Origin of the sequence: Aeromonas sp. R4-3, assembly GCF_040908275.1 — a bacterium.
In the GTDB taxonomy this organism is placed as follows: Bacteria; Pseudomonadota; Gammaproteobacteria; order Enterobacterales; family Aeromonadaceae; genus Aeromonas; species Aeromonas rivipollensis.
On the sequence record NZ_JBFODK010000029.1, the window covers coordinates 199,895 to 223,510 of the forward strand.

Annotated in this window: 21 protein-coding genes; 11 read left to right on the forward strand and 10 right to left on the reverse strand. The window is 61.4% G+C overall.

The genetic code is table 11. The annotated features are described in order from the left end of the window. Positions 1-175: 175 nt before the first annotated feature. The 4 genes from hisF (at position 176) to AB5Y91_RS09600 (ending at position 2,493) form a co-directional block, all read left to right on the forward strand. A complete protein-coding gene (gene hisF / locus AB5Y91_RS09585) occupies positions 176-949 on the forward strand; it encodes an imidazole glycerol phosphate synthase subunit HisF (protein WP_163154900.1) in 774 nt (257 codons plus the stop codon). Further along, a complete protein-coding gene (hisIE, locus tag AB5Y91_RS09590) occupies positions 942-1,571 on the forward strand; it encodes a bifunctional phosphoribosyl-AMP cyclohydrolase/phosphoribosyl-ATP diphosphatase HisIE (protein WP_163154902.1) in 630 nt (209 codons plus the stop codon). Before hisF ends, hisIE begins: the two co-directional genes overlap by 8 nt. Before the next feature lie 224 nt (positions 1,572-1,795). Further along, positions 1,796-2,086: a hypothetical protein gene (locus tag AB5Y91_RS09595; RefSeq protein WP_368169645.1), complete on the forward strand. Its 291-nt coding sequence runs from the start codon at positions 1,796-1,798 to the stop codon at positions 2,084-2,086. 107 nt (positions 2,087-2,193) lie between these two features. Beyond that, positions 2,194-2,493, forward strand: coding sequence for a hypothetical protein (locus tag AB5Y91_RS09600; RefSeq protein WP_139746331.1), 300 nt, complete (start codon positions 2,194-2,196; stop codon positions 2,491-2,493). A 353-nt stretch (positions 2,494-2,846) separates the two neighbouring features. Here AB5Y91_RS09600 and AB5Y91_RS09605 read toward each other — a convergent pair whose 3' ends face one another. From AB5Y91_RS09605 to AB5Y91_RS09620, 4 genes are all read right to left on the reverse strand, one after another. After that, the gene (locus tag AB5Y91_RS09605; RefSeq protein ID WP_163154908.1) at positions 2,847-3,485 is read right to left on the reverse strand and encodes a pentapeptide repeat-containing protein; all 639 of its coding nucleotides are present in this window, start codon (positions 3,483-3,485) and stop codon (positions 2,847-2,849) included. Next, entirely contained in the window at positions 3,482-4,114 is a 633-nt protein-coding gene (locus tag AB5Y91_RS09610) for a CatA-like O-acetyltransferase (RefSeq protein ID WP_368169646.1), read from the reverse strand. Before AB5Y91_RS09610 ends, AB5Y91_RS09605 begins: the two co-directional genes overlap by 4 nt. A 101-nt stretch (positions 4,115-4,215) precedes the next feature. Then, positions 4,216-4,803, reverse strand: coding sequence for a TetR family transcriptional regulator (locus tag AB5Y91_RS09615; RefSeq protein WP_368169647.1), 588 nt, complete (start codon positions 4,801-4,803; stop codon positions 4,216-4,218). A gap of 177 nt (positions 4,804-4,980) precedes the next feature. Beyond that, complete coding sequence (locus AB5Y91_RS09620; RefSeq protein ID WP_163154914.1) at positions 4,981-6,603, reverse strand: acyl-CoA synthetase; 1,623 nt, start codon at positions 6,601-6,603, stop codon at positions 4,981-4,983. A gap of 339 nt (positions 6,604-6,942) precedes the next feature. On the opposite strand from AB5Y91_RS09620, the gene AB5Y91_RS09625 reads away from it, so the two are divergent. Next, complete coding sequence (locus AB5Y91_RS09625) at positions 6,943-7,482, forward strand: glycine zipper 2TM domain-containing protein (RefSeq protein WP_111910563.1); 540 nt, start codon at positions 6,943-6,945, stop codon at positions 7,480-7,482. Between the two features lie 163 nt (positions 7,483-7,645). Here the strand turns inward: AB5Y91_RS09625 and AB5Y91_RS09630 are convergent, their stop codons facing one another. Next, positions 7,646-10,864, reverse strand: coding sequence for an ExeM/NucH family extracellular endonuclease (locus tag AB5Y91_RS09630; RefSeq protein WP_368169648.1), 3,219 nt, complete (start codon positions 10,862-10,864; stop codon positions 7,646-7,648). A 651-nt stretch (positions 10,865-11,515) separates the two neighbouring features. Here AB5Y91_RS09630 and AB5Y91_RS09635 point away from each other — a divergent pair. The 5 genes from AB5Y91_RS09635 (at position 11,516) to AB5Y91_RS09655 (ending at position 16,720) form a co-directional block, all read left to right on the forward strand. Then, positions 11,516-12,622: an ABC transporter substrate-binding protein gene (locus AB5Y91_RS09635; RefSeq protein WP_368169649.1), complete on the forward strand. Its 1,107-nt coding sequence runs from the start codon at positions 11,516-11,518 to the stop codon at positions 12,620-12,622. A 119-nt stretch (positions 12,623-12,741) separates the two neighbouring features. Continuing rightward, positions 12,742-13,794: an iron ABC transporter permease gene (locus tag AB5Y91_RS09640; protein ID WP_139746157.1), complete on the forward strand. Its 1,053-nt coding sequence runs from the start codon at positions 12,742-12,744 to the stop codon at positions 13,792-13,794. Next, positions 13,787-14,554 (forward strand): ABC transporter ATP-binding protein, encoded by a 768-nt coding sequence (locus AB5Y91_RS09645; RefSeq protein ID WP_368169650.1) that lies wholly within the window; start codon positions 13,787-13,789, stop codon positions 14,552-14,554. Before AB5Y91_RS09640 ends, AB5Y91_RS09645 begins: the two co-directional genes overlap by 8 nt. Before the next feature lie 64 nt (positions 14,555-14,618). Beyond that, entirely contained in the window at positions 14,619-15,848 is a 1,230-nt protein-coding gene (locus tag AB5Y91_RS09650) for an MFS transporter (RefSeq protein WP_368169651.1), read from the forward strand. Positions 15,849-16,081: 233 nt separating this feature from the next. After that, positions 16,082-16,720: a hypothetical protein gene (locus AB5Y91_RS09655; RefSeq protein ID WP_368169652.1), complete on the forward strand. Its 639-nt coding sequence runs from the start codon at positions 16,082-16,084 to the stop codon at positions 16,718-16,720. 214 nt (positions 16,721-16,934) lie between these two features. Here the strand turns inward: AB5Y91_RS09655 and AB5Y91_RS09660 are convergent, their stop codons facing one another. From AB5Y91_RS09660 to fadI, 5 genes are all read right to left on the reverse strand, one after another. Beyond that, positions 16,935-17,819: an AEC family transporter gene (locus AB5Y91_RS09660; protein ID WP_368169653.1), complete on the reverse strand. Its 885-nt coding sequence runs from the start codon at positions 17,817-17,819 to the stop codon at positions 16,935-16,937. A 12-nt stretch (positions 17,820-17,831) separates the two neighbouring features. After that, positions 17,832-18,389, reverse strand: a complete 558-nt coding sequence (locus tag AB5Y91_RS09665) for a YaeQ family protein (protein ID WP_042648052.1) — start codon at positions 18,387-18,389, stop codon at positions 17,832-17,834. Positions 18,390-18,578: 189 nt separating this feature from the next. Beyond that, on the reverse strand, positions 18,579-18,719 hold the full coding sequence (locus tag AB5Y91_RS09670) for a TIGR02808 family protein (RefSeq protein WP_005325161.1): 141 nt from the start codon (positions 18,717-18,719) through the stop codon (positions 18,579-18,581). 291 nt (positions 18,720-19,010) lie between these two features. Further along, a complete protein-coding gene (gene fadJ / locus AB5Y91_RS09675) occupies positions 19,011-21,158 on the reverse strand; it encodes a fatty acid oxidation complex subunit alpha FadJ (RefSeq protein ID WP_368169744.1) in 2,148 nt (715 codons plus the stop codon). Continuing rightward, positions 21,158-22,468 (reverse strand): acetyl-CoA C-acyltransferase FadI, encoded by a 1,311-nt coding sequence (fadI, locus tag AB5Y91_RS09680; protein ID WP_005325159.1) that lies wholly within the window; start codon positions 22,466-22,468, stop codon positions 21,158-21,160. The genes fadJ and fadI overlap by 1 nt, the downstream gene beginning before the upstream one ends. A 194-nt stretch (positions 22,469-22,662) precedes the next feature. Between fadI and AB5Y91_RS09685 the strand changes: the two genes are divergently transcribed. Continuing rightward, a complete protein-coding gene (locus tag AB5Y91_RS09685) occupies positions 22,663-23,613 on the forward strand; it encodes an AAA family ATPase (protein ID WP_368169654.1) in 951 nt (316 codons plus the stop codon). The last annotated feature ends 3 nt before the right edge of the window (positions 23,614-23,616 follow it).

A 23,616-nucleotide genomic window follows, 5' to 3' on the forward strand; every position in this document is an offset into this window, starting at 1 on the left:
TAAAGTCATGCATATAGTGTTGGTTCCCCCTGGGCCGCGCCGCCCGAAGAGCGCGCCGTTTCCCGCTCAGGATCCAGCAGAGAAAGCATGCCAACCGCTTTTCCGTCCGCCGCCTGATCCTGCGTCACCGGCAGAACGAAGTTTTTTTAACTGTGCTTTACATGGAGCAATGAGCATGTTGTCAAAGCGTATTATCCCCTGCCTTGACGTCAAAGATGGCGTTGTGGTCAAGGGCGTGCAGTTTCGCAACCACGAGGTGATGGGCGGCATAGTCGAGCTGGCCCGCCGCTACGCCGAGGAGGGTGCCGACGAGCTGGTGTTCTATGACATCACCGCCTCGAGCGACGCCCGCGTGGTGGACAAGAGCTGGGTGAGCCGGGTGGCCGAGGTCATCGACATCCCCTTCTGCGTCGCCGGCGGTATCAAGAGCGTCGAAGATGCCCGCCAGATCCTGGAGTTTGGTGCCGACAAGGTCTCCATCAACTCCCCGGCCCTGGCCGATCCCACCCTGATCACCCGACTGGCGGAACGCTTCGGCGTGCAGTGCGTGGTGGTCGGCATCGACTCCTACTTCGATGCGGCGAGCGGCCAGTATCAGGTCAAGCAGTTCACCGGTGACGAGAGCCGCACCCTCACCACCAGCTGGACCACCCTGGAGTGGGTCAAGGAGGTGCAAAAGCGCGGCGCTGGCGAAATCGTGCTGAACGTGATGAACCAGGACGGCATGCGCCAGGGCTATGATCTCGAGCAGCTCAAGCTGGTACGAGCCGTCTGCAAGGTGCCGCTGATTGCCTCCGGCGGCGCCGGCACCATGGTCCATTTCCTCGATGCTTTTACCCAGGCCGACGTGGACGGGGCCCTGGCGGCCTCCGTATTCCACAAGGGCCTTATCCCCATTCCCGAATTGAAACGCTGGCTGAAAAACGAAGGAGTCGCCATCCGTGAATAATCCCTTGATTGATCCCACCCTCATCGACCGCCTCGATTGGGCAAAATGTGACGGCATGATCCCCGCCATCGTCCAGCATGCCGTGAGCGGCGAGGTGCTGATGCAGGGCTTCATGACCCGCGAAGCCCTGGAGAAGACCCAGGCCACCGGCCAGGTCACCTTCTTCAGTCGCAGCAAGCAGCGCCTCTGGACCAAGGGTGAGAGCTCGGGCCATGTGCTCAAACTCGTGGCCATCAGCACCGACTGCGATCAGGACTCCTTGCTGGTCGCCGCCGATCCGGTCGGCCCCACCTGCCACCTGGGCACCCCTTCCTGCTTCGACGGTCATCCGCTGCCGCCGCTCGGTTTCCTGGCAGAGCTCGAGCAGATCCTGGCCTCGCGCAAGGGGGCGGACCCGGCTACCAGCTACACCGCCAGCCTCTACGGCAAGGGTACCAAGCGCATCGCCCAGAAGGTGGGTGAAGAGGGGGTGGAAGTAGCCCTGGCCGCCATGGCGAAAGACAGAGAAGAGCTCATCAACGAATCCGCTGACCTGCTCTACCACCTGACGGTGCTGCTGCAAAACGAGGGGCTGGGTCTGAAGGATGTGGTGCAACGCCTCCATGAGCGCCACAACAAGTAGTCTTTGTAATTAGACAAAACGGGCCCTGATGGGCCCGTTTTTTATGCACCAGCGTCACCCCCCTCCTCGTGGGAGGATCAACGCCTTTCAAGCCTATTTCTCGGGGATTAGCTCCGTTCCCCTGATCGGGCCGGAATACCAAGGCTTGCCCCCCCTGAACAGGGAGTCGCTCATCCCAGGGCCGGCGGCGATAATGGCGAACCCCCTTCACCTCCCCAGGCGCTATGAACAAATTTCAGGTTTTCTCCACCCCGGAGGCGCCCGCCGCCTTCACCTTGCTCGACATGGCGTCGGCCAGCTTCCTGGCAGACAAGGCCGTTTTGCTGGCGCAGGGGTTCGAGGTCATAGGCGAACCCATACTGGCCCCTGATGCCCGCAAAGCGGCCGAATCCCATCAGCTCAACATGGCCGATCCCAGCCGCCCCTATGGCGGCCCCAGCACCATAAGCCTCTTCGTTTATACCCTGCTTAATGCCCCCCGGCTGTTTGGCAAGGGCAAACCACCAAGGCGCTGACTGAAGCCGACCTGAATAAAGGCCCCTTGGGATGTCGCAAATGGGGCCTGTCCGGCGGGAAAGCCCCCATGGATAATGCAGGGGCACAGTTCACCCCCAGAGGCCCTATGAGCAAATACCAGTTCTTCCGTCAGGGACAGGATCCCGCCAGCGTCACCTTCTTGCTGATGTCTTCCCCCTCTTTTTTACCTGAAAAGTCACAGCTGCTGGAGCAGGGCTTCGAGGTGGTGGGGGATTATATCGATGCAGCCAACGAGAAAGAGGCGCTCGACAAGTTCAAGAGCGGCATGATAGAGCCGCTCGCCGAGTACACCAAGGCCAGTGAAGCAGGGGGACTTTACTACTTCATCACCGGCCTGTGGGAGGCACTGCACAAACGTATCAGGGGCGCCAATCCTCCCCGCTGATAGGCTAGGGTATGACAGACCCGCCATCTCTTCCCCAGCAAACAGTGAGCCTGTTGAACTTGCAACAGGCCTTCGCAGAACGAAAGGCCGGGCCCTGCAAGACGTGGTGCAACGCCCTCATGAGCGGCATCACAAATGATCGGTGTATTGATATCCGACGGCTCACCCGGCTTGCCTCGACCAGTTAAAGGGGTGAGTTTTTGCGATATTAAAAATAAACAAGAGGGAGGCGTTATTCCTCCCTTTTAAATCCGAGCAAGACCTTACAGTCAAATAATGGTTCTGCCCGGGATGATTGCTACGCATGATTAAAAAAATATTCACGGCACAAGCCATTGACTGGCATTTGGCTTTCAATCAAACAGCTCGAATCCAAAACCATCCAGCAAATGGATTGCCTCAAGTCGTGTGAATTTAGTCCCTTTCAGGTGATTGTCCCGCACATCGATACGGTAATTTGTCGCCTCCCTGAAATCAGTACCGTTCAGGTTGGTATTGCCGAACATGCTTTCAGTAAAATCCGAGTATGAGAAGTCGGATTTGCTGAAGTCGCCACCTCTGAAGTCCGCTGCCCTTACCTTGCACTCCTCCATGATCATCCCAGGTAATTTAAGACCAAAGAACGAGGAGTCATTTAATATAGATTTTTTGAACATGAGCTGACCAGGTACCACAAATCGTGACCACTCGGCTTTAGTCCAGTCAACCCCGATAATTTTACACTCTTCGTAAAGCACGGCTAAAAATCGGCTGCTATCAACGCGGAGGTTGCTCAGATCTGAATTTTTGAAGACGCAATCAACGAACTTGCAACGTTGAAAATGGGCACCATTGAAGGAGCAATTAACAAAGACACAGTCTTCAAATACTTTTGCGTAGATATGGGTGTCGGCAAACTTGAGACCATTGAACTCTTCTTGGTAATACTCGGCGATGCCGTCATCTATTCTATCTTTCATATTGAGCCTTATTGCGATAATTCTGTCATTCACGCTCTGTCTTCATTGAGTGCTGCTTGCAGTTTTTCGAGAAACCTGCCGATATGAATGCCATCAACAAAGGAGTGATGCACCTGCACGGAAAAAGGCAGCATGACACGACTCTCTCTCTCGGAATACTTTCCCCAATTGAAAAGAGGGATGGCGTTTTCTTTGTCTCCGGAGAATGTATGAGACAGTTGCGTATATGAGAACCAAGGTAGCGGTGAAAATTGAAAAACATTGCCTCCCGCTGGCGCTGTAAAATACGCCTGTTGTGCAAGCGCGGCCTGCTGCGCCGCCAACACATAGGCCTGCAGCCTATCCGTCAATGGGGCGTCAACAACCTTGAATAACTCTGTTTCCTTGTCAAGGTAAGTAAACACAGTATTGATTTGATCGTATAGCACCACGCGCCCATCCAAGAATCGGTAGCGAAATGCCTCTATTTCATTTGCACACCTGGCCGTGACGAATATCATGGCAAAGGTGAATGATGTCTCCAGCTTGCGAATTTTGTTTATAAATTTCGTCACATCCAGCTCAACGGTAACGCCATAGAGTGGATTGCTGAAATTCTTGAAAATATTGCAATGGAGTGCACGCTCCCACTTGGTTTCATCAACCAGGAGGTAGTTTGACACAGCGAAACCGCCTGTTTTAAATGGGTTTAAAAAAGCTTCACATCAAAAGCTGGTGATATCAATATTGCTTAAAGCAGCAATCCAATCTCAATAAATCGTTATCAGGCTGGCTTGCCATCGATCAAGAGCTGTATCGCTGCGCCATAATGCTCGGCAATAATATCGATTGGCGTTGCCAGCAGTGTTTCGTGCTGAATAACGGCCAATGAATTGATAAGCCCCCCCGTCTGGGCAGAAATAAGGTGTGCTCTCAACTCAGCATCCTGCCCCGGCAAACGTTGAGCAAGTTTCTCAACGAATCGAGTTCTAACGACATCCTGTAAACGGGTTCTTATGGTCTCGCTGTCAGAGGCCTGAACTAACGACACATAGGAACTCATTTTATTTTTGATATCGCCGGAGATCAGCTCAAGAACGATACGGTATCCCATGCCATCCAATGAACCTGTGAGTGCTTTTTCACAAAAGTCGCTGATGGCCAGCGCTTCGAGAAAAAGCTCCTCCTTGGAGCCGAAATAGCGGATGAGCAATGCGGGATCGACCCCGACTTCCTTTGCGATGGCCCTGAGCGACGTCGCTCTGTAGCCGGTTGAAGAGAAAAGTTGTCGGGCAACATCCAGGATCAAGGCTTTGGTTGTGTCAGCACCACTCAATTTCACCCCCCCCTCGGTCACAGCATCCTTGATCATATTTCCTTCCCTTTCCAAGTCGTCATGATGAGCGATTTTAGGTATGTCCTCCATGCAAGTCAACGGCGTTGACATGGATTATTCAACACCGTTGACCTGGACTGTCCAGCGACACATCCACATGACCACAGGAGATGAACTGCCCTCAGATGCCCGTCCGCATCCCCTTCGACGGGATCACTCCAGCTGCTTGCGCAACATGAACTTTTGCACCTTGCCGGTGGAGGTCTTGGGCAGGGGGGTGAAGATGATGCGCTTGGGGGCCTTGAAGTGGGCCATCTGCTCGCGGCAGAAGGCGATCAGCTCCGCCTGGCTGAGCACACGGCCCTCCTTGAGCTTCACGAAGGCGCAGGGCACCTCCCCCCACTTCTCGTCCGCCATGGCGATCACCGCGGCCTCGTCCACGTCCGGGTGGCGATAGAGCACGTCCTCCACCTCCAGGCTGGAGATGTTCTCCCCGCCCGAGATGATGATGTCCTTCGATCTGTCCTTGATCTCCACGTAGCCATCCGGGTGCCAGACCGCCAGATCCCCGCTTCGAAACCAGCCCTCCGCCATCGCCTCTTCGCTGGCCGCCGGGTTCTTGAGGTAGCCCTTCATGACGATGTTGCCGCGCAGGAAGATCTCCCCCAGGGTCTTGCCATCCTGGGGCACAGGCTCGCCGCTGACGGGGTTGGCTACCCGCATCTCTCCCTGCAATGGAGAGGCCACCCCCTGGCGCGCCTTGAGCCGGGAGAGCGCAGTGGCATCCTGCCCCTGCCAGCTGCGCTGGGGCTCGCACACCACGCAGGGGCCATAGGTCTCGGTGAGGCCATAGACATGGGTCACGGCTATCCCCATGGCCTCCATGCCGGCAATCACGGTGGCGGGTGGCGCCGCCCCCGCCGTCATCGCCTTGATGGGGTGATCGAGCCCCAGTTTCAGGGCCGGATCGGCGTTGTTCAACATGTTGAGCACTATGGGGGCGGCGCAAAAATGCGTCACCCTGTGTTCGTGCAGCGCCTCATAGATGGCGCCCGCCTGCACATGGCGCAGGCAGACGCTCACCCCCGCGGTGGCCGCCAGGGTCCAGGGGAAGCACCAGCCGTTGCAGTGGAACATCGGCAGCGTCCACAGATAGACGGGGTGCTTGGGCAGCTCCCAGGAGAGCACGTTGTTGACCGCATTGAGGTGGGCGCCGCGATGGTGATAGACCACCCCCTTGGGGTTGCCCGTGGTGCCCGAGGTGTAGTTGAGCGAAATCGCCTGCCACTCGTCCGCCGGCAGCCAGCCGGGCTCGTCGCCGTTGCCCCCGGCAATAAAGTCCTCGTAGGTCAGTTCGCCGACCAGCTCCCCCTCCAGATAGAGGGGATCGTCGATGGCGATGACCAGAGGCTGGCTGTCAATGAGAGAGAGCGCCTTGCGCACCAGGGCGCCAAACTCCCTGTCCACCAGCACCACCCTGCTCTGGGCATGCTGGAAGATGAAGGCCATGGACTCGGCATCGAGCCGGGTGTTGATGGTGTTGAGCACGGCGCCGCTCATGGGTACCCCGAAGTGGGCCTCGAACATGGCCGGGACATTGGGGGCGACGATGGAAACCGTATCCCCCTCGCCGATGCCGTGCCGGCGCAGGGCCGAGGCGAGCTGGCGACAGCGTACCTCGGTCTGGGCCCAGCTCTGGCGCAGGGGGCCGTGGATCAGGGCCGGGTAGTCGGGATAGACCCGAGCCGCCCGGGCCAGAAAGCTCAAGGGGGTCAGGGCCTCGAAATTGGCGGGCGTCTTGCCAAGGCCAGTCTCGTAGATGTGCGGCTTTGTCATCGGGTTCCTTCCTCATATGGGCACAAAGCGGGGGGCGTCTCGCGGATCACGGCGCACAAGGTACTTGGCAGGCGGCGGATCCTTATACCCGACGAGGGTACCAAGGGGGCGCACGCCCAGGTATTAGCGAAACGTCTTAAGGGGCTGCGCCCCCTGCCCCAGACTCTCGCGACGCCATCGCCCCACCTTTTGTCGCCAATCACAGACGCTCCCTTGCCGGGGCCGTTTTTGGCGCAGCCAGCCTCTGTCGCACCCGAAGGGCCATTGCCTTGAGCCCGGGGGCAAAAATGCCAAGAATGAGCCCAGGCCCCAAGGGCAATCACTGTAAGGAGAGAAGAGATGAACACATCCATGTTGGCAGGTATCGGGATCGGTGTGGCCTCTGCACTGGCATTGTCGGCCGCCGCCAGCGGATCCCTGTTTTCATCAGAGCCCCAGTTTGCCGAGGTGCTGGCCAGCAAACCGGTGACCGAGACCATCAAGACGCCGCGCCAGGAGTGCCGCAACGTCACCGTCACCCACCGCAAGCCGGTGCAGGATGAACACAAGATCCTGGGCACAGTGGTCGGTGCGGCCCTCGGGGGCGTGGTGGGCCACCAGTTCGGTGGCGGCAGCGGCAAGAAGGTCGCCACCGTCGCCGGGGCCGCCGCCGGTGGCTATGCCGGCAACCAGGTGCAGGGCAACATGCAGGCGGGGGACACCTACACCACCACGGAGCAGCGCTGCAAGACGGTGCAGGACAGCAGTACCCGCACCCTGGGCTATGACGTCACCTACCGCCTCGCCGGTCAGGAAGGGGTAGTGCGAATGGAACAAAAACCCGGCACCACCATTCCGGTCAAGGATGGCAAGCTGGTACTGAGCAACGCGCAGGGTTGATACTCCGTTAGGAGCGCCCCGCCATGGAGAAGGCCCACCCGACGCGGTGGGCCTTTTTCATGGGCGAAGCGCTGCCCGCTCTCTGCGCTAGTAAGCAGGCCAAAACGCCAACCAGCAAGAAGGGGCCCACGGGCCCCTTGTGTCATCTGTATGCTCACTGTCATCAGTGGCGACCGAAGGGCCACCAGGGCTTGTCGTTGTCCTGGATGTCGACCCGGGTCTGCTGCACCGCCCCCGGCTGGGCCCCTTTCAGCTTCTCGAGGTTGACGCTGAACTGCTCGGTGGACTCCACGAACCAGTCGTCCAGGATCAGCACCTTGATGGACTTGCTGCCCCCCTCGCCCGCGGCCCAGCTCACCGACTGGCCGAACCAGGGCAGGAAATCCAGCCCCCAGCGCGCCGTGATCCCCTCAAGGCTCAAGGTGGCACGGGCGGGCTTGCTGAGATCGCCGCTGCGCACCACGGCTATCTCGGCAAACCACTGGCCCTCGTTCACCGTCATGCTGGCGCTCGCCAGGGCTATGGTGGAGGGCGCCAGCTTGTCCTTGATGGTCACCAGGGTCTGGTGTTGCTCACCCAGGGCCGCGCCGCTTGCATCAAACAGCTCCAGGGTGAAGGTCTCATCCCCCTCGTGCAGGGTGTCACTCTTCACCGGAATGCTGATGGTCTGGCTGTCGCTCTGGCCAGCCGCCCAGTTCAGGGAGCCGGTGAGTGGTGCCACGTCCTTGGCATCGGCGCTGCCGTAGGCGACGCGGTAACTGACGCTAGCCTCCCCATGGCTCCCGTCCCGGCGCGCCACGGACAGCGTGAGAGTGCTGCCCTCCTCCACGCTGGCGGCGGCGCTCTCCAGGCTCAAGACTCCGGCGGGCGGCAGCGGGTACTGAATGGCCACCAGCACGGGATCGTGATCCGAGGCGCTGAAGGGCCCCTCGGATTTCGCCAGCTGGCCGCTGTACTTGCTGCCGTACTCGAAGAAGTTGCTCTCGGCGGAGTTGATGTGCCAATCCTCTATGCCGATCACTTTGGCCGCGAGGCTCGGATTGGCCAGGGCGTGATCCAGGTTGCCGAGCTCCCCCTCGTAGCTGTAGGAGTAGGTGTCGGTGCCGTGGAAGCGGGTGTTGAGGTTGATGAGGCCATAGCCCTTGCCGAGGGCGCTGCCGCTCTCCTCATAAGGCTGGCCCGCCAGCGTGGTGAAGGAGGCGCTCAGGATCTGGCGCGTTTGGGCGGCCGGATCATAGTCAGTCAGCACCCGGATGGGATCCTCCATGCCGTAGGCGTTCAGATCCCCGATGAGCAGCAGATCCCCGCTCACCCCCTTGAGACGCTCCCCCAGCACCCTGGCGGCGGAGACCCGCAGGGCGTTGCAGTGCCCCTGACCGTCCAGCGGGTCGGCGGTCACGTAGTCGGGGTAATCCTCGAAGCAGGCAGAGCCCTTGGACTTGAGGTGGTTGATCACCAGGGTCAGGGGCGCATCCCCCTTGGGAGAGCTGAAGCGCTGCAGCAGCGACTCGCGCATGCCCTGGTTGATGGCCACCGGTTTGCCGCTGGCGTCCTGGGCCTCGGCCTGCTGCACCGGCAGCACTATGAGGCTGGCGGCCCCTTGCGGCGTCACGCTGGCGGGTCTGTAGATGAGGCCCACGGTAATGGCATCTGTACCTATGGGCTGGCCATCGGGGGAAGCCACCCAGGCGTAGTGATCCGCCTCGTCCGGCTGGGCGGCGTTGAGGGCCGCCACCAGATTGGCGATGGCGGAGTTGTCGCCGTAGCCGTTGTTCTCTATCTCCATCAGCCCCACCACGTCCGCGTTGAGGCGGGTGATGGCGCTGACGATCTTGGTGCGCTGCAGCTCGAACTCAGGCACCGTCAGGGCGCCTCTGTTGCTGCCGGTGGGGTTGGCATCCCCGCCCACCACTGTGGTGAAGAAGTTGAGCACGTTGAAACTCGCGACCCGCAGATCCCCCGCCTCGGCGAGCTCCGGCGTCTCTACCCTGTCCCAGCCGCTGTGATCTATGTCGCTGCTGTCGATGCGGTTGCTGGCCACCAGCCGGAACAGGTTGTAGGAGTAGCCGAGCGCCCCCTCCAGCCCGTTGAGCCTGTCGCCGATACGCAGGTAACCATCCTCTGCGTTGAAGCCGGGATACCAGGGCAGCACGCCGTCCGGCGCCTTGGCGTCCGTCTCTACCACCAGCTGGTTTTGCTGGTTGCGCAGGGCCCAGTCGCTCGCCTCCTGGCTCAGGGCGGCAAACTTCTGGGTCGACTTGATAAGGGGCGCGCCATAGGCCAGCACCAGGTTGTTGCGCTTGCCGTCGTAATCGAAGCTGAAGTTGCGGGTCACCACCAGGCTGGATTCCGGCACCAGCCGCACCTGCATCCCCTCGTGGCGCTCCAGCAGCTGGCTCAGGCTCTCGCCTCCCACAGGCACCAGATCCACCGCCGGCAGCAAGGCCCCCACCGGCTGGGTTATCACCAGCTGATCGGCACTGAGCTGGGTCTGGTTGAAATACTCTTTGACCTTGCCCGAGACGCACACCTCGGCCCCCGGCACCAGGGCGCCGTTGGCCTGGGTGCTGTGGATGAAGAGGCCATCCGAAGTCGCCGGATCCCCGTCCCCCTGCGCGTCCTGAATGAAGAAGCCCTTGTAGAGGCCGCTCACCACCTGGGTCACCACGCCGCGGGTGGCATAGGCCTGCTCCGATTCAAACTTGCCGGCCGGCACCAGGGGGCTGCTGCTGCCCGGGCCCTGAATGGCGGGCACGGGCACCAGCTGATCGACCGGGCAGACGAAAGCGGGTGGCTGGGTGCCGTCGCAGGGAGCATCGCCGCTGCAACCCAGGCCGCTGGCGTCATCCTTGGGGGCCGCCACATACTCCAGCGCCGGATCGAAGGGGCCGGTCGCATCAGTGCGGCCCGTGGTGACGGTGGCCTTGCGGCGCAGTGTCATGTCCAGAGTCGAGACGCTACCCGAGACCCAGGCCGTGCCGGGATCCACCCCCACCTGGCCTAAGCTGTCTGCAATCTCGCTGCCGCGATAGAGCACCAAGGCATCGTCGCCGTTGAACACCAGGTTGCCGCTGGTCTGATTGGCCTTGGCCAGGATCTCGCCGCTGGCGGAGGGATTGGCCAGCACCAGGCTGGCCCCCGGGGCCAGGGTGCCTTGCAGCGCCAGGCTGTTGGTGGGGGCATCGGTGAGGGGTTTGCCGTTGGCATAGAGCGCCAACCGGTATTGGGCGAGATCGACGGGATCCGAGCCGAGGTTGCTCAGCTCCACCGCCTTGTTGTTGCCAGAGCCTTCCAGGTATTCGCTGATCAGCAGTTGCGCCTGTGCCTGTCCTGAGAGCGCCAGCCCGACCGCGAGCGCCACCAGAGAGTGTCTTCCTGACATGGTCAGTTTCCTTTTTTTATGGGCAGATTATGTTATTGGCGCCCCGCGCAAGGCGGGCCGCAGCACCTTGTTACTGTCGAACTCGGCCAGCGGCCAAGATCGCGCCTACTCTGCCCCCTTAGCGGCGGAGTCGCTGGGAGCTGGCTAACAATGCCAACAAATTGTTGCGTGCAGGTGACGAGCAATACCCGTATGGGCAGGTTATTTCTCTCCCGAAGGCGGGGCGACGGGTCTGCCGATATGTTCTGCCGCCTCTGTGTCGTCTCGGCGCACAAGGGGATGACAGACTCTGACACAGGGATACCAATCCGCATCTTGGCAGGGTGCGGCCGAGGGCGGCCATGGGGGGCACGGCGGCCTTGGCAAGCCGGTCGGTACAAGGATGGGGAAATAACGGCAACCAGGGAGAAGCGCCGGGATAAATCGCCGCAAGGTTGGCGAGCCAATATTCCCCCTCGTCGGCAGGAAAATCCCATGGCCACAGTGAAAACGATGCCAAATGAAACAGGATTTTATCCTGACTGACTGGGGCTAGACGGTCAGGCCCTAAAAAAGAGGGGGGAGTATGCAGACGGCCATTGCTTTTCGGCTCACGAATAGCAATAGTTCTCACTTCTTTTTTTAGGCCCTATCCCCCCGAGGTTTCACAAGATGTTTCGTCACCCCCTGGCAAAGTTGCTGCTGCTTGGTCAGCTCGCTCTGATGAGCTGGATGGCACAGGCCGCCGCCCCCGTTGAAGTGGAAGATGTGATGGGCCGCAAGGTCTCACTGAGCCTGCCTGCGAGCCGCATAGTGCTCGGTTTCTATCCCGAGGATTATCTGGCCGTGGCCGGTGAAGGGGGCGCCGATCGCCTGGTGGGCATGTCCCGTGGCTGGTTCGTCAAGTCCCGCCCCGCCATCTGGTCCCTCTATGTGGCCAGCCTGCCGCAACTGGCCAAGGTGCCCGACCTTGGCAACGTGCAGGATCAGAGCTTCTCCATCGAGAAGACCCTGGCGGTCAAACCCGATCTGGTGATCCTGGCCCAGTGGCAATACGAGGCCCTGGCCCCGGATCTGCCGCGCCTCGAGCAGGCTGGCATTCCGGTGGTGGTGGTGGATTACAACGCCCAGACCCTGGCCCGCCACATGGCGAGCACCCTGCTGCTTGGCAAGGTGACCGGTCAGGAGGCACGTGCCCAGAAGATGGCCGACGAATACAAGGCCAGGATTGACACCATCACTTCCCGGGTTGCCCAGGCGAAGCGCCAGCCGCCCCGCGTCTACATCGAGCTGGGGGACAAGGGCCCGGCCGAGTACAGCTACACCTATGGCAAGGACATGTGGGGCGCCATGGCTCTGCTGGCCGGCGGTGACAACGTCGCGGCCCCCTTCGTCGAACGCTGGGGCCCCATACACCCGGAGCAACTGCTGGCGAGCAAACCCGAGGTGATCCTGATGGCGGGCTACGAGAGCGTGAGCAGCGCAGAGGCGATGCAGGTCGGTCAGGATATTTCGGCCGAGACGGTGCGCCAGCGCCTGCAGGGCTTTGCTGCCCGTCCGGGCTGGAGCGAGTTGCCCGCCGTGCAGCAGGGTCGCCTCTACGCCGTCTACCACGGCGCCACCCGCAGCATCATGGATGCCGCCCTCATCGAGTTCATGGCCAAGGCGCTCTACCCGGACTTGTTCGAGGATCTCGATCCCCTGGCCACCTATCAGGGCTTCTACCGCAGCTATCTGCCCATTCGTCCCCAGGGCACCTTTATGCTGGGTATCAAGTAATGGCAGGTTGAACCTGACGGGCCGGACTTTTCCGACCCGAGTCAGGAAAGTCCCTCTTCGTCATCCCTCTTCAACCCTTGCGGGCGCCCCTTGAGAGCGCCCGTTTCAGGATGGTTATCATGAATGATTTGGCTGCCCTGCAGCAGACCCTCACCCGCCAGCGACAACGGGAGCGCCGCCGCTGGCACTGGCTGGCGCTGCTCACCCTGGTGCTGTGCATTACCCTGGTGCTCGACATCGCCACAGGCCCCTCCCTGCTGCCCCTTGGGGAAGTGATCGATGCCCTGCTCTCCCCCGCCCAGGCGGACTCCATGACTCGCACCATCGTCTTTGATATGCGCCTGCCCATCGCCCTGATGGCCCTGGTGGTCGGCGCCTCCCTCGGCCTTGGCGGCGTGCAGATGCAGACCCTGCTGGATAACCCCCTGGCCAGCCCCTACACGCTAGGGCTCGCGGCCGCGGCCGGGCTCGGCGCCGCACTGGCGCTCTATACCGGCGGTCTCGGGCTGCCGCCACTGATTGCCATTCCGGCCGGCGCCTTCATTTTGTGCATGTTTGCCGCCAGCCTCTTGTTTGGTCTGGCCATGATGCGCAACATCAGCAGCCAGACCCTGATCCTGGCGGGCATAGCCCTGCTGTTCCTGTTCCAGTCCCTGCTCTCCCTGCTGCAGTTCCTCTCCTCCCCCGAGCTCAACCAGCAGATCATGTTCTGGCTGTTTGGCAGCCTGATGCGCACCACCTGGGATGCCCTGATCATCACCGCCGCCGTCACCCTGATCTGCACCCTGCTCATCTACCGGGACGCCTGGGCCCTTACCAGCCTGCGTCTGGGGGAAGCCCGTGCCCGGAGTCTCGGGGTCAACGTGGACAGGCTGCGCATGAAGACCCTGATCCTGGTCGCCCTGCTCACCGCCACCGCCACCAGCTTCGTCGGCATCATCGGCTTCGTCGGCCTGGTGGCTCCCCACATAGCCCGCATGCTGGTGGGGGAAGATCAGCGCTTCCTGATCCCGCTGTCCGCCCTGTGCGGCGCCTGCATGCTCTCGGCGGCCTCGGTGCTCTCCAAGTCCATCATTCCGGGGGCCCTCTTTCCCATCGGCATAGTCACTGCGCTCATTGGCGTGCCCTTCTTCATCTGGCTGATCCTCGGCAGGGGGCGTAAACGTGCTTGAAATATCCCGACTCTCCCTCTCCCTCGGCCAGCAGACCCTGCTGCGGGAGCTCGACCTCACCCTGCATCCGGGTCAGGTCCATGTGATCATCGGCCCGAACGGGACCGGCAAGACCTCGCTGCTGCGCGCCCTCTTTGGGGAACTGACCCCGGCCGCCGGCGACATCCGCCTGGGGGGCCAGAGTGCCCGCCAGATGACCCAAGCCAAGTGGCGCCAGCAATTTGGCTACATGCCCCAGAACATCCAGTTGGAGCTGGATTTGAGCGTCATCGAGGTGGTGGTGCTGGGGCGCCTCGACAGCCTCTCCATGCGCCTCGCGGACGAGGACATACTGGCCGCCGGTCGCGCCCTGCAGGCCCTTGGCATCGCCCATCTGGCGGATCGCCCCCTCTACTCCTTAAGCGGCGGCCAGCGGCAGATGGTGCTGTTCGCCCAGGTGCTGCTGCGCGACCCCCGCATCATGATGCTGGACGAGCCGGTCAGCGCCCTGGACCTTCACCACCAGATGCAACTGATGGAACACCTCTGCCAGCAGACCCGGGAGCAGCAGTGGATCACCCTGGTGGTGCTGCACGATCTCAACCTGGCGGCCCAGTTTGCCGATCAGCTGATCGTGCTGGCGGGGGGCCATCTGCAAGCCTTCGGCCCCCCCGCCCAGGTGCTCGACGCCGATCTCATCGAGCGCCTCTATCAGGTGCCGGTGCAGATAAGCCACGATCAGAGCGGCATCCCCTTCCTTCGTACCCTGCGAAGACAATGATGACGAGACTTCCCATAACGCCGCCTGCGGTATGGCCCGCAACAGGCACCCGGGTGCACGCAAGATGAACGGCGCCTCCTACTGGCGGGACTGGCAGGGCATGAGCCCGGCCGCCCGCCTGCTCATCATCAATGGTCTGGCGTTCAACCTCGGCTTCTACATGATGCTGCCCTTCCTCGCCCAGCACATGGGCAGCGGACTTGGCCTTGCCGGCTGGGCCTGCGGCCTGGTCATGGGGATGCGGGTCTTCAGCCAGCAGGGGCTTTTCCTCTTAGGGGGGACGCTCGGTGATCGCATCGGCTATCACCCCGCCATCGTCTGGGGTTGCCTGGTACGATCGGTCGGCTTCCTGCTGCTGGGCTGGGCCGAATCCCTGCCCATACTGCTGCTGGCGGCGGCCCTCACCGGCTTTGCCGGGGCCCTCTTCACCCCCTGCGCCCAGGCCTATCTGGCGAGCGAATGCGGCACCCCGAGCCAGCGTCAGCGCGCCTTCGCCCTGCACAATCTCGCCAGCCAGGCGGGCATGCTGCTCGGCCCCCTGGTCGGTCTCACCTTGACCCAGCAGAGCTATGCCCTGACCGGGCTGCTGGCCGCCACCCTGTTCGCCCTGCTCGGGGTGCTGCAGTATCGGGTGCTGCCCAAACGCCCGGTGGCCAACCAGAGCCCGCGCGGCGCCATCTTGCGCCAGTGGGGCACCATTTTGCGCCAGCGCCCCTTCATGATGTTCACCCTGCTGGCGGGCAGCTACCAGATCCTGTTCCACCAGCTCTATCTGGCCCTGCCCGCCCATATCCAGAGCCTGCCGGATGCCACCCAGCTGCTCGGCGGCGTCTTCACCCTCTCGGCGGTGATCGGCGTCCTGCTTCAGCTGCCGGCATCGCGCCTGGTGGAGCGCCGCCTGGGGGTACCGCTCGCCATGGGGCTCGGTATCGGCCTGATGGGGCTCAGCTATCTGGCCCTCCCCCTGCTGGCCCCCTGGCCAACGGCGGGGGTATTGGCGCAGGTGGCCCTGCTATCCTTGGGCTCCATCCTCTGCTTCCCGCTCTTTGCCGCCCAGTTGCCACGCTACGCGCCCCCCGACCAGCTCGCCAGCTACTACGGCTTCTATGCCAGCGCCGGGGGCTGCATGGCGCTCTTTGGCAACCTGCTGATCGGTTTTATGCTGGGGGATGCGGGCAGCCGCCCCACCACCGCCATCTGGCTGTTGCTGGCGCTCGTCGGCCTGCTGGCCGGGATCGGCCTCTATACCCAGCTACGCAGAAGCGGCCACGAGCAAGCGGCCGCCAATAAATAAGCAGGGTGGCCATATCTTCATAGACTCTGACTTGGCCACCAGAGCCAATGCGAGTTTGAGGTGGGTAGGAGTGGCCATGGTGCATTCCTGAAAGAATCAGAGTAACCCCATGGTAAAGAAGTGGTCGAATTAGTGGATTTATTGCAGATTACAGAGACATGTCACAGGAAGAACATGAGCGTTCAATTACGCTTTGTTCATCCAAGCTACCACCCTAGTGAACATGGAATTATATGGACATTACAAATATTGACCCATCTACACCAATTGTTAGATTTTTCGCTACTACGGGAATAAATATATATAAGCAGAAGAAGCGTGAAAAAATACTTGATGCTCTTAGTAAGGGGCTGCTGCATGTAGATTCGCATCAACTCCAATCAGATGAGTTTATATCTGCATACTTAGCAACAGAGAGCGCACTTATAAAAGCATCTTCTCAATGTAAATTTGACTTTCTGCTCAATCTGTTCATACAAGGCAGCAATTCTGGCCGAATAAATAAAGAGCCCGACGCTTATCAAGAGACTTTATCAATCGTTAACGAGCTTTCAGAAAGAGAGTTAACAATACTTTACCATTTGTATAACTACGAGCGAGACCATGGCCACATGGATCAACAACTCGCTATACCAAGTGATCATCAAGTAGATTATCTAATTGACAATACCAGATTAGAGCGAGAAATGACCGTAGCACTACTTGTAAGACTACGAAGAACCGGCCTTATAATCACCTTTAGTGAAAAAAAGGTTCTGCGCGATCTCATGATAAGTGGAATAGAGATCATGTTCATTTCGCCAATCGCAGATGAAATTAAAGCTTGGATTTTTCACGTAATAGAAGGGTCATTCTCAATAAGGCAATATTAATTGGTTAAAATACCTATTCAATTAATTTGGATGTCAGAAATCTGCGCTTCATGATAATTAGGAAGTTGTTGTTCTCCCCGCTGCTTGCCCCCCTACTCATCGTCAAACCTTCGTCGGGATACCGTAGGCTCGATTAGCGAAGATTAATCGGACATTCGAGATAGAAATAAAAAGGACGCCATCGGGCGTCCTTTAAGGGGAAGATAGAAACGGGTCAGCCCCCCAGATGGAGCGCCAGCCAGACCGCCAGCGGGATCACCAGCACAGAGAGCGCATTGCCGCCGAGCACTATGCTGGCCACCTTGTCGGGCTGGCACTGGTACTGCTCACAGAGCATGTAATTGAGCACCGCCGGGGGCAGCGCCACCGAGAGCATCAGGAGCGGGATCCAGGCAGGATCCAGGGGCAGCAGCCAGACGGCAATCCCAAGGGAGATGCCCCCCGCCAGCAAATAAAGCAGGTTGCACTTGAGCGCCAGCCCCAGATGGTCCAGCTCCCCTTCCATCAGGCGGATGCCGAGGGCAAAGAGCATCAGGGGCACAGCTATCTGGCCGAGCAGGGAGGCGCTGGTCACCAGATAGTCCGGCAGCGGGATCTGCAGATTGGCCACCAGCAGCCCCGCCAGAGCCGCCCACAGCATGGGGCTGCGCAGCCAGAGCCAGCGCGAGGCATTGGCCGAGAGGATGAACATACCCACCGAGAAGTGAAGCAGGTTGGAGAGTACGAAGAGGATGACGATGGCGCCGAGCTGCTGCTCGCCAAAGGCCAGCACCATCAGCGGGATGCCGAGGTTGCCTGTGTTGCGAAACATGGCGGGCAAGATCAGCGCCGCTCTCTCTATGCCCTTGAGTTTGAGCAGGGAGAGCAGCAAGCCCGGCAGCAGTATCACCAGGGCACCGGCCGCGATGAGCGACAGATGGGCCGCCAGATCCAGCGGGTATTTCACCAGCGCCGAGAAGACCAGCGCCGGGGAGAAGAGTTCTATGTTGGCCCGGTTGATGTAACCGAGTTCGGCTCCCCCGCGCAGCCGCCCGTAGAGGGCGCCGAGGCCCGCCACCGCAAACACCGGGATGACGATATCGAGCAGTGCACTGAGCATGGGGAGTCCGTCTTAGAGTTCGCGGGCGGCACGGCCCATCAGCACAACAGGGTCAAGGGTGACCTCCAGGGTGCCGTTGCTGACCCAGAGCTGGCCGTCCGAGATGGTGCAGGTGAGCTGCATGGTGCGCTCGACCATGGCGGTCAGGGGCAGGGTCTGGCTGTCGGAGAGCTCGATCACGGTCAGGTTGTCATGCAGGCCGAGCTTGCCCTGGTTCTGTTTCCACCAGACGCTGGTGCCACGGCCACCGTAGAGATAAAGCACCACCTGGCGGGAGCGGTTGCACGCCTTCTTGAGGCGCTTCTCGTCGGGCTGGCCGAGTTCAATCCAGAGCTCGATCTCGTCGGAATAGTTCTTGCGCCAGAGCTCGGGCTCGTCATCCGCCGAGAGTCCCTTGGTGAACTCCAGTCGCTCGGCGGCGTGCCAGGCAAAGGCCGCCAGCCGGATCATCATCCGCTCGTCAGTCTCGGAGGGGTGACGGGCCAGGGTGAGGGAGTAGTCCTGATAGAGATTGCGATCCATGTCAGACAAGCTGATCTGGGCCTTGAAGATGGTTGCCTTGAGCGCCATAGAAATCGTGAACACCTGATAGAAGAGAAAGGGGCGGACATGCCGGGCGCCAGTGTAATCAAAATGGCCGCCGGGTTCGACCATATTGACCACAGTTTTCCCCGCCTTGGCCTGGATAAATGCGTTAAAAAACACATAAAACAAATGCCAGTCCGAAGACTGGCATTTGGCGGCATTAACGAGAGTGACTCACTTCTCGGCGGACTTGACCCCGAAGGCATTGAGCAGCAGGCAGCAGGTCACTGCCACGGCCACGAAGCCGCTCAGGAAGATAAAGGGCATGGCCCCGTATCCCAATATGTTCCAGATGGTTTGTTCAAGCAGACTCATAGTGTGTCCTTCATCCAGTGAAATGGGTGTCCCTTTGGTGACGGGGTAGTCCCCGTTCCTGATAAGGCTATTTGACCTCAACCGGCGCCTGAGTCCTATGCCACCAAAGTAATAAATGGGGCACCAGTTTGCGCCAGATCAATGATTTGGCCCCTGATGCGCCGCTTTTTTGCCCATGGGGGCGAGCGTTCTCCCCTTCCCTGCCCCCGGTCAGACAAAAAAAGCGAGGCGACCCCGGGGTCGCCTCGCGTGCTTTCTAGGCTGCTCGCCACTGATCAGTAGAAGCGCGGCTCAGTAGAAGCGCGCTTGCTCCGCCGCCATCGCCTTGAGGCGTGCGCAGGGGGCGAACCTATCGCCGTGACGCTTCTGGTAGTGCTCGAGGCGCCCCACCAAATGATCGATGCCGAGGCTGTCCATGTAGCGGAAGGGGCCGCCGAGGAAGGGCGGGAAGCCGATGCCGAAGATGGCGCCGATGTCGCCGTCACGGGGCGAGGCCACCACGCCGCTGTCGAGCGCCATGGCCGCTTCGTTGAGCATCAGCAGCACGCAGCGCTCGGCGATCTCCTGGCGGGCCAGCTTGGGCGATACCTTGACCCCGAGCACGGCATAGACGCTCTCGTCCACCGTCTTCTTGCCCTCTTTGCCGGTGAGGCGGTTGCGCGGCGCCGCCTTGCCGTAGAGGTAGAAGCCCTTGCCGTTCTTGCGCCCCTTGCGATCGTTTTGCAGCAGCTTGTCAAAGGCCTTGGGAGCCTGGAACTGCTCGCCGCCGAGCTCTTTCTCGAGGATGGGGGAGATCTTGGCCCCCACGTCTATGCCGACCTCATCGAGCAAGGTGATGGGGCCGACCGGGAAGCCGAAGTCCAGCAAGGCGCTGTCCAGCACCTCCACCGGCTCCCCTTCCAGCACCAGGCGCGCCGCCTCGTTCATGTAGGGGGCCAGGATGCGGTTCACGTAGAAACCGGCCTCGTCTTTGACCACGATAGGCGTCTTGCCCTGGGCGCGGGCGAAGGCCAGGGTGGTGGCCACCGTCTCGGGGCTGGTGCCCCCATGGGGGATGATTTCGGCCAGCGGCATCTTGTTCACCGGGCTGAAGTAGTGCAGCCCCACCACCCGCTCCGGATGGGCGGCATTGGCCGCTATCTGGTGGATGGGCAGGGAGGAGGTGTTGGAGGCAAAGACGGTGTGTTCACCGCACTCGCGCTCCACATCCGCCACCATCTGGTGCTTGAGGGCGAGATCCTCGAATACCGCCTCCACCACCATGTCCACCCGGTGGAAACCGGCGTAGTCCAGGGTGCCGGTGAGCAGGCTCATCTGCTTCTCCAGCTCGCTGCGCAGCAGTTGCCGGCGCTTGAGCTTCCTGGCCAGCAGGTCATAGCTGTAGCGCATGGCGTTGCCTATTCCGGCGCTCCCTACGTCCTTGATCCGCACCGGTACCCCGGCCTTGGTGGCGGTGACGAAGGCGATGCCGCCCCCCATCAGGCCACCGCCCAGCACGGCGGCATGGGCCACCTTGCGCGGCTCTGCCCCCTGGTAGCTGACCTCTTTCTTCATCTCTGTGGTGGCGAAGAAAATTGAGCGCAGGGCGGCGGATTCCGCCGTCATCACCAGCTCGCCGAAGTGGCGGGACTCGGCGGCTAGGCCGGCCTGCATCCCCTCCTCCACGCCGATGCGCACCACCTCGAGGATCCGCTCAGGGGCCGGGTAGTTGCCACGGGTCTTGGCCTTGACCCCTTTGCGGGCCTGATCGAACAGCACCTTGCGACCCAGGGCATTGGTCTCCAGCACCTTGCCCTGCAGATCCCGCTTCAGGGTATGGCGGGGCTTGCCCTTCTTGGCCAGCTTGATGGCGGCCTCCAGCAGTATGGAAGGGGGCACCACATCGTCCACCAGTCCCAGTTTTTTGGCCTGCTTGGCCCTGACCTGCTTGCCGGTCAGCATCAGATCCAGCGCCTTGGCCACCCCGATGAGGCGCGGCAGACGCTGGGTACCGCCGGAGCCCGGCAGCAGGCCGAGCTGCACTTCCGGCAGCCCCAGCACGGTTTTGCCGTGTTCGGTCACAACCCGGCCATGGCAGGCGAGCGCCAGCTCCAGCCCGCCACCCAGGCAGGGGCCGTGAATGGCGGCGATGACGGGTATGGTCAGCGCCTCGATCTCGGCGAAGACCACCTGCCCTTCCCGCGACAGCGTCTCGGCGTCACGGGCACTGGTGCAGGCGGCCAGCATGCTGATGTCGGCCCCGGCGATGAAGGAGTCCTTCTTGCCGGAGGCGATCACCAGACCGATCAGATCGCGGTTCCCCTTTATCTCGGCCAGCACGGAGCGGATCTCGTCTGCGAAGGCGGCCTTGAGGGTGTTCATGCTCTCACCGGGCACATCCATGGTGAGGATGCCGATGCCGTCTTTGCGAATATCCAGTGAAAAAGTCTTAGCGCTCATCATTCAACCTCCAGCACCATGGCCACACCCAGCCCACCCGCCGCACAGGCGGTGTTGAGCCCCAGTCCCCCACCCCGACGCCGCAGCTCATGCAGGGTCTGGGTGATCATGCGCGCCCCTGTGGCGGCAAAGGGGTGGCCATAGGCCAGGGAGCCGCCGAGGACGTTGAACTTGTCCATGTCCACCTCGCCGATGGCCTGATCCCGGCCCAGTTTGTCGCGGGCGAATTCGGCACTGGCAAACATCTTGAGGTTGGCCAGGGTCTGGGCGGCAAAGGCTTCGTGCATGTCGATGAGGGTCAGATCGGCCAGCGTGATGCCGGCGCGGTCCAGCGCCAGCGGCGTGGCATAGGAGGGGCCCATCAGCATGTCCTGCCAGACGTCGATGGCGGAAAACGCGAAGCTGCGGATGTAGCCCAGCGGCTCCAGCCCCAACTCTTTCGCCCGCCCTTCGCGCATCAGCAGCACGGCGGCGGCGCCGTCGGTGAGCGGGGTGGCGTTGGCGGCGGTGACCGAGCCATGCAGCCGGTCAAACACCGGCTTGAGTTTGGCGTAGCTCGCCAGATCGGAGCTTTCACGGATGTTGTTGTCCCGCTCCAGCGGCGACTTGTAGGGGGGCACGTGGGCGGTGAACACCTCGCCACTGAGCTTGCCCTCGGCCCAGGCCTGGGCCGCCAGGGTGTGGGAGCGGTGCGCCAGGGCGTCCTGCGCCTCGCGGCTGATCTGGTGGCTCTTGGCCATCTGCTCGGCGGTCTGTCCCATGGAGAGGCCGGTGGAGTACTCGGCCACCGCGGGCGGCACCGGCATCAAGTCTTTCAAGCGCAGACGCCGCAGAATATTGAAACGCTGCTGCAGATTGCGCGCCTTGTTGAGATCCACTAGGGCGCGGGCCAGGGTCTTGCTCACCCCTATGGGGAGCACGGAGGAGGAGTCGGCACCGCCTGCGATGGCGATGTCGACAGTGCCGGCCATGATGGATTCGGTGACATTGGCCACCGCCTGGAAACTGGTGGCGCAGGCGCGCGACACGCTATAGGCATCGGTGCTGACACTCATGCCGGTGCCGAGCACTATCTCGCGAGCTATGTTGGGTGCTTCCGGCATCTGGACCACCTGGCCGAACACCAGCTGGTCGATGAGCTTGGGATCGAGATCGGTGCGGGCGAGCATCTCGCTCACCACCAGTTTGCCGAGATCCACCGCAGGCACGCCGTGGAAGGCCGTGGCCTGCTTGGCAAAGGGGGTTCGCAGACCCGCCACGACGGCAATCCGTTCGCCCTGGCGAGTCGTCAGTTTCAATGGCTGTTTCATCCTGGCTCCTTGGTTAAACGAGAAGATTAAAAGGAAGAGGTCTGACCTCATTGCGCCACATCTTAACAATCCACTCACAACTTTCATACAGCTGATTGAAACTAAATTGCCGCCATCTTGCCACCCTCCCTCGCCCTTGGGGGCCAACTGGAGTATAAAAAGATCAACTTCTATGAAAACAACGGGTTCATTACATGGCAGCGGCCGAATTCAGAGCGCTTGGGGACTATCTTGGCAGTCAGATCCTGGGACAGGGCTCCCTCATCGAGGGGCTGCTGATCGCCCTGCTATGTGAAGGACATGTGTTGATCGAGGGGGCCCCCGGCCTTGCCAAGACCCGGGCCGTCAAGGCGCTGGCCGGCGCCGTCGAGGGGCGCTTCGCCCGCATCCAGTTCACCCCAGACCTGCTCCCTGCCGATCTCACCGGCAGCGAGGTGTTTCACCCCCAGGATGCCAGCTTCGTGTTCCAGCCCGGCCCATTGTTCAACCACCTGGTGCTGGCGGACGAGATAAACCGGGCCCCGGCCAAGGTGCAGTCTGCCCTGCTGGAGGCCATGGCCGAGCAGCAGATCACCGTGGGCAAGAAGAGCTGGCGCCTGCCGCCGCTCTTTATGGTGGCGGCGACCCAGAACCCCATAGAACAAGAGGGGACCTATCCCCTGCCGGAGGCCCAGCTCGATCGCTTCCTGCTGAAACTCATGGTGGATTACCCCAGCCCCGCCATGGAGCTGGCCATCTTGCAGCTCAACGCCGGAGGCGAGCAACTGCCACCGCCCCCCCTAACCCTGAGCCAGGCCGCCCTGCTCTCGGCCCGCAGCGCGGTGCAGGCGGTGCAGATGCAGACCCGGCTCGAGCACTATCTGGTGCAACTTATCTGTGCCACCCGCCCCGGTAGCGGCCTCTGCCCCGAGCTGGAGCCCCTCATTGCGGTGGGCGCCAGCCCCAGGGCCAGCATAGGCCTGGCCCGCGCCGCCCGCGCCCGGGCCTGGCTCGCCGGGCGGGATTTTGTGCTGCCGGAGGATATCCAGCAACTGGCCCCGGCCGTGCTGCGTCATCGCCTCATTCCCAGTTATCAGGCCCTGGCGGACAACCTCGACAACGACACCCTGATCGCTCGCCTGCTGGATCTTATTCCATGTCCCTGACAG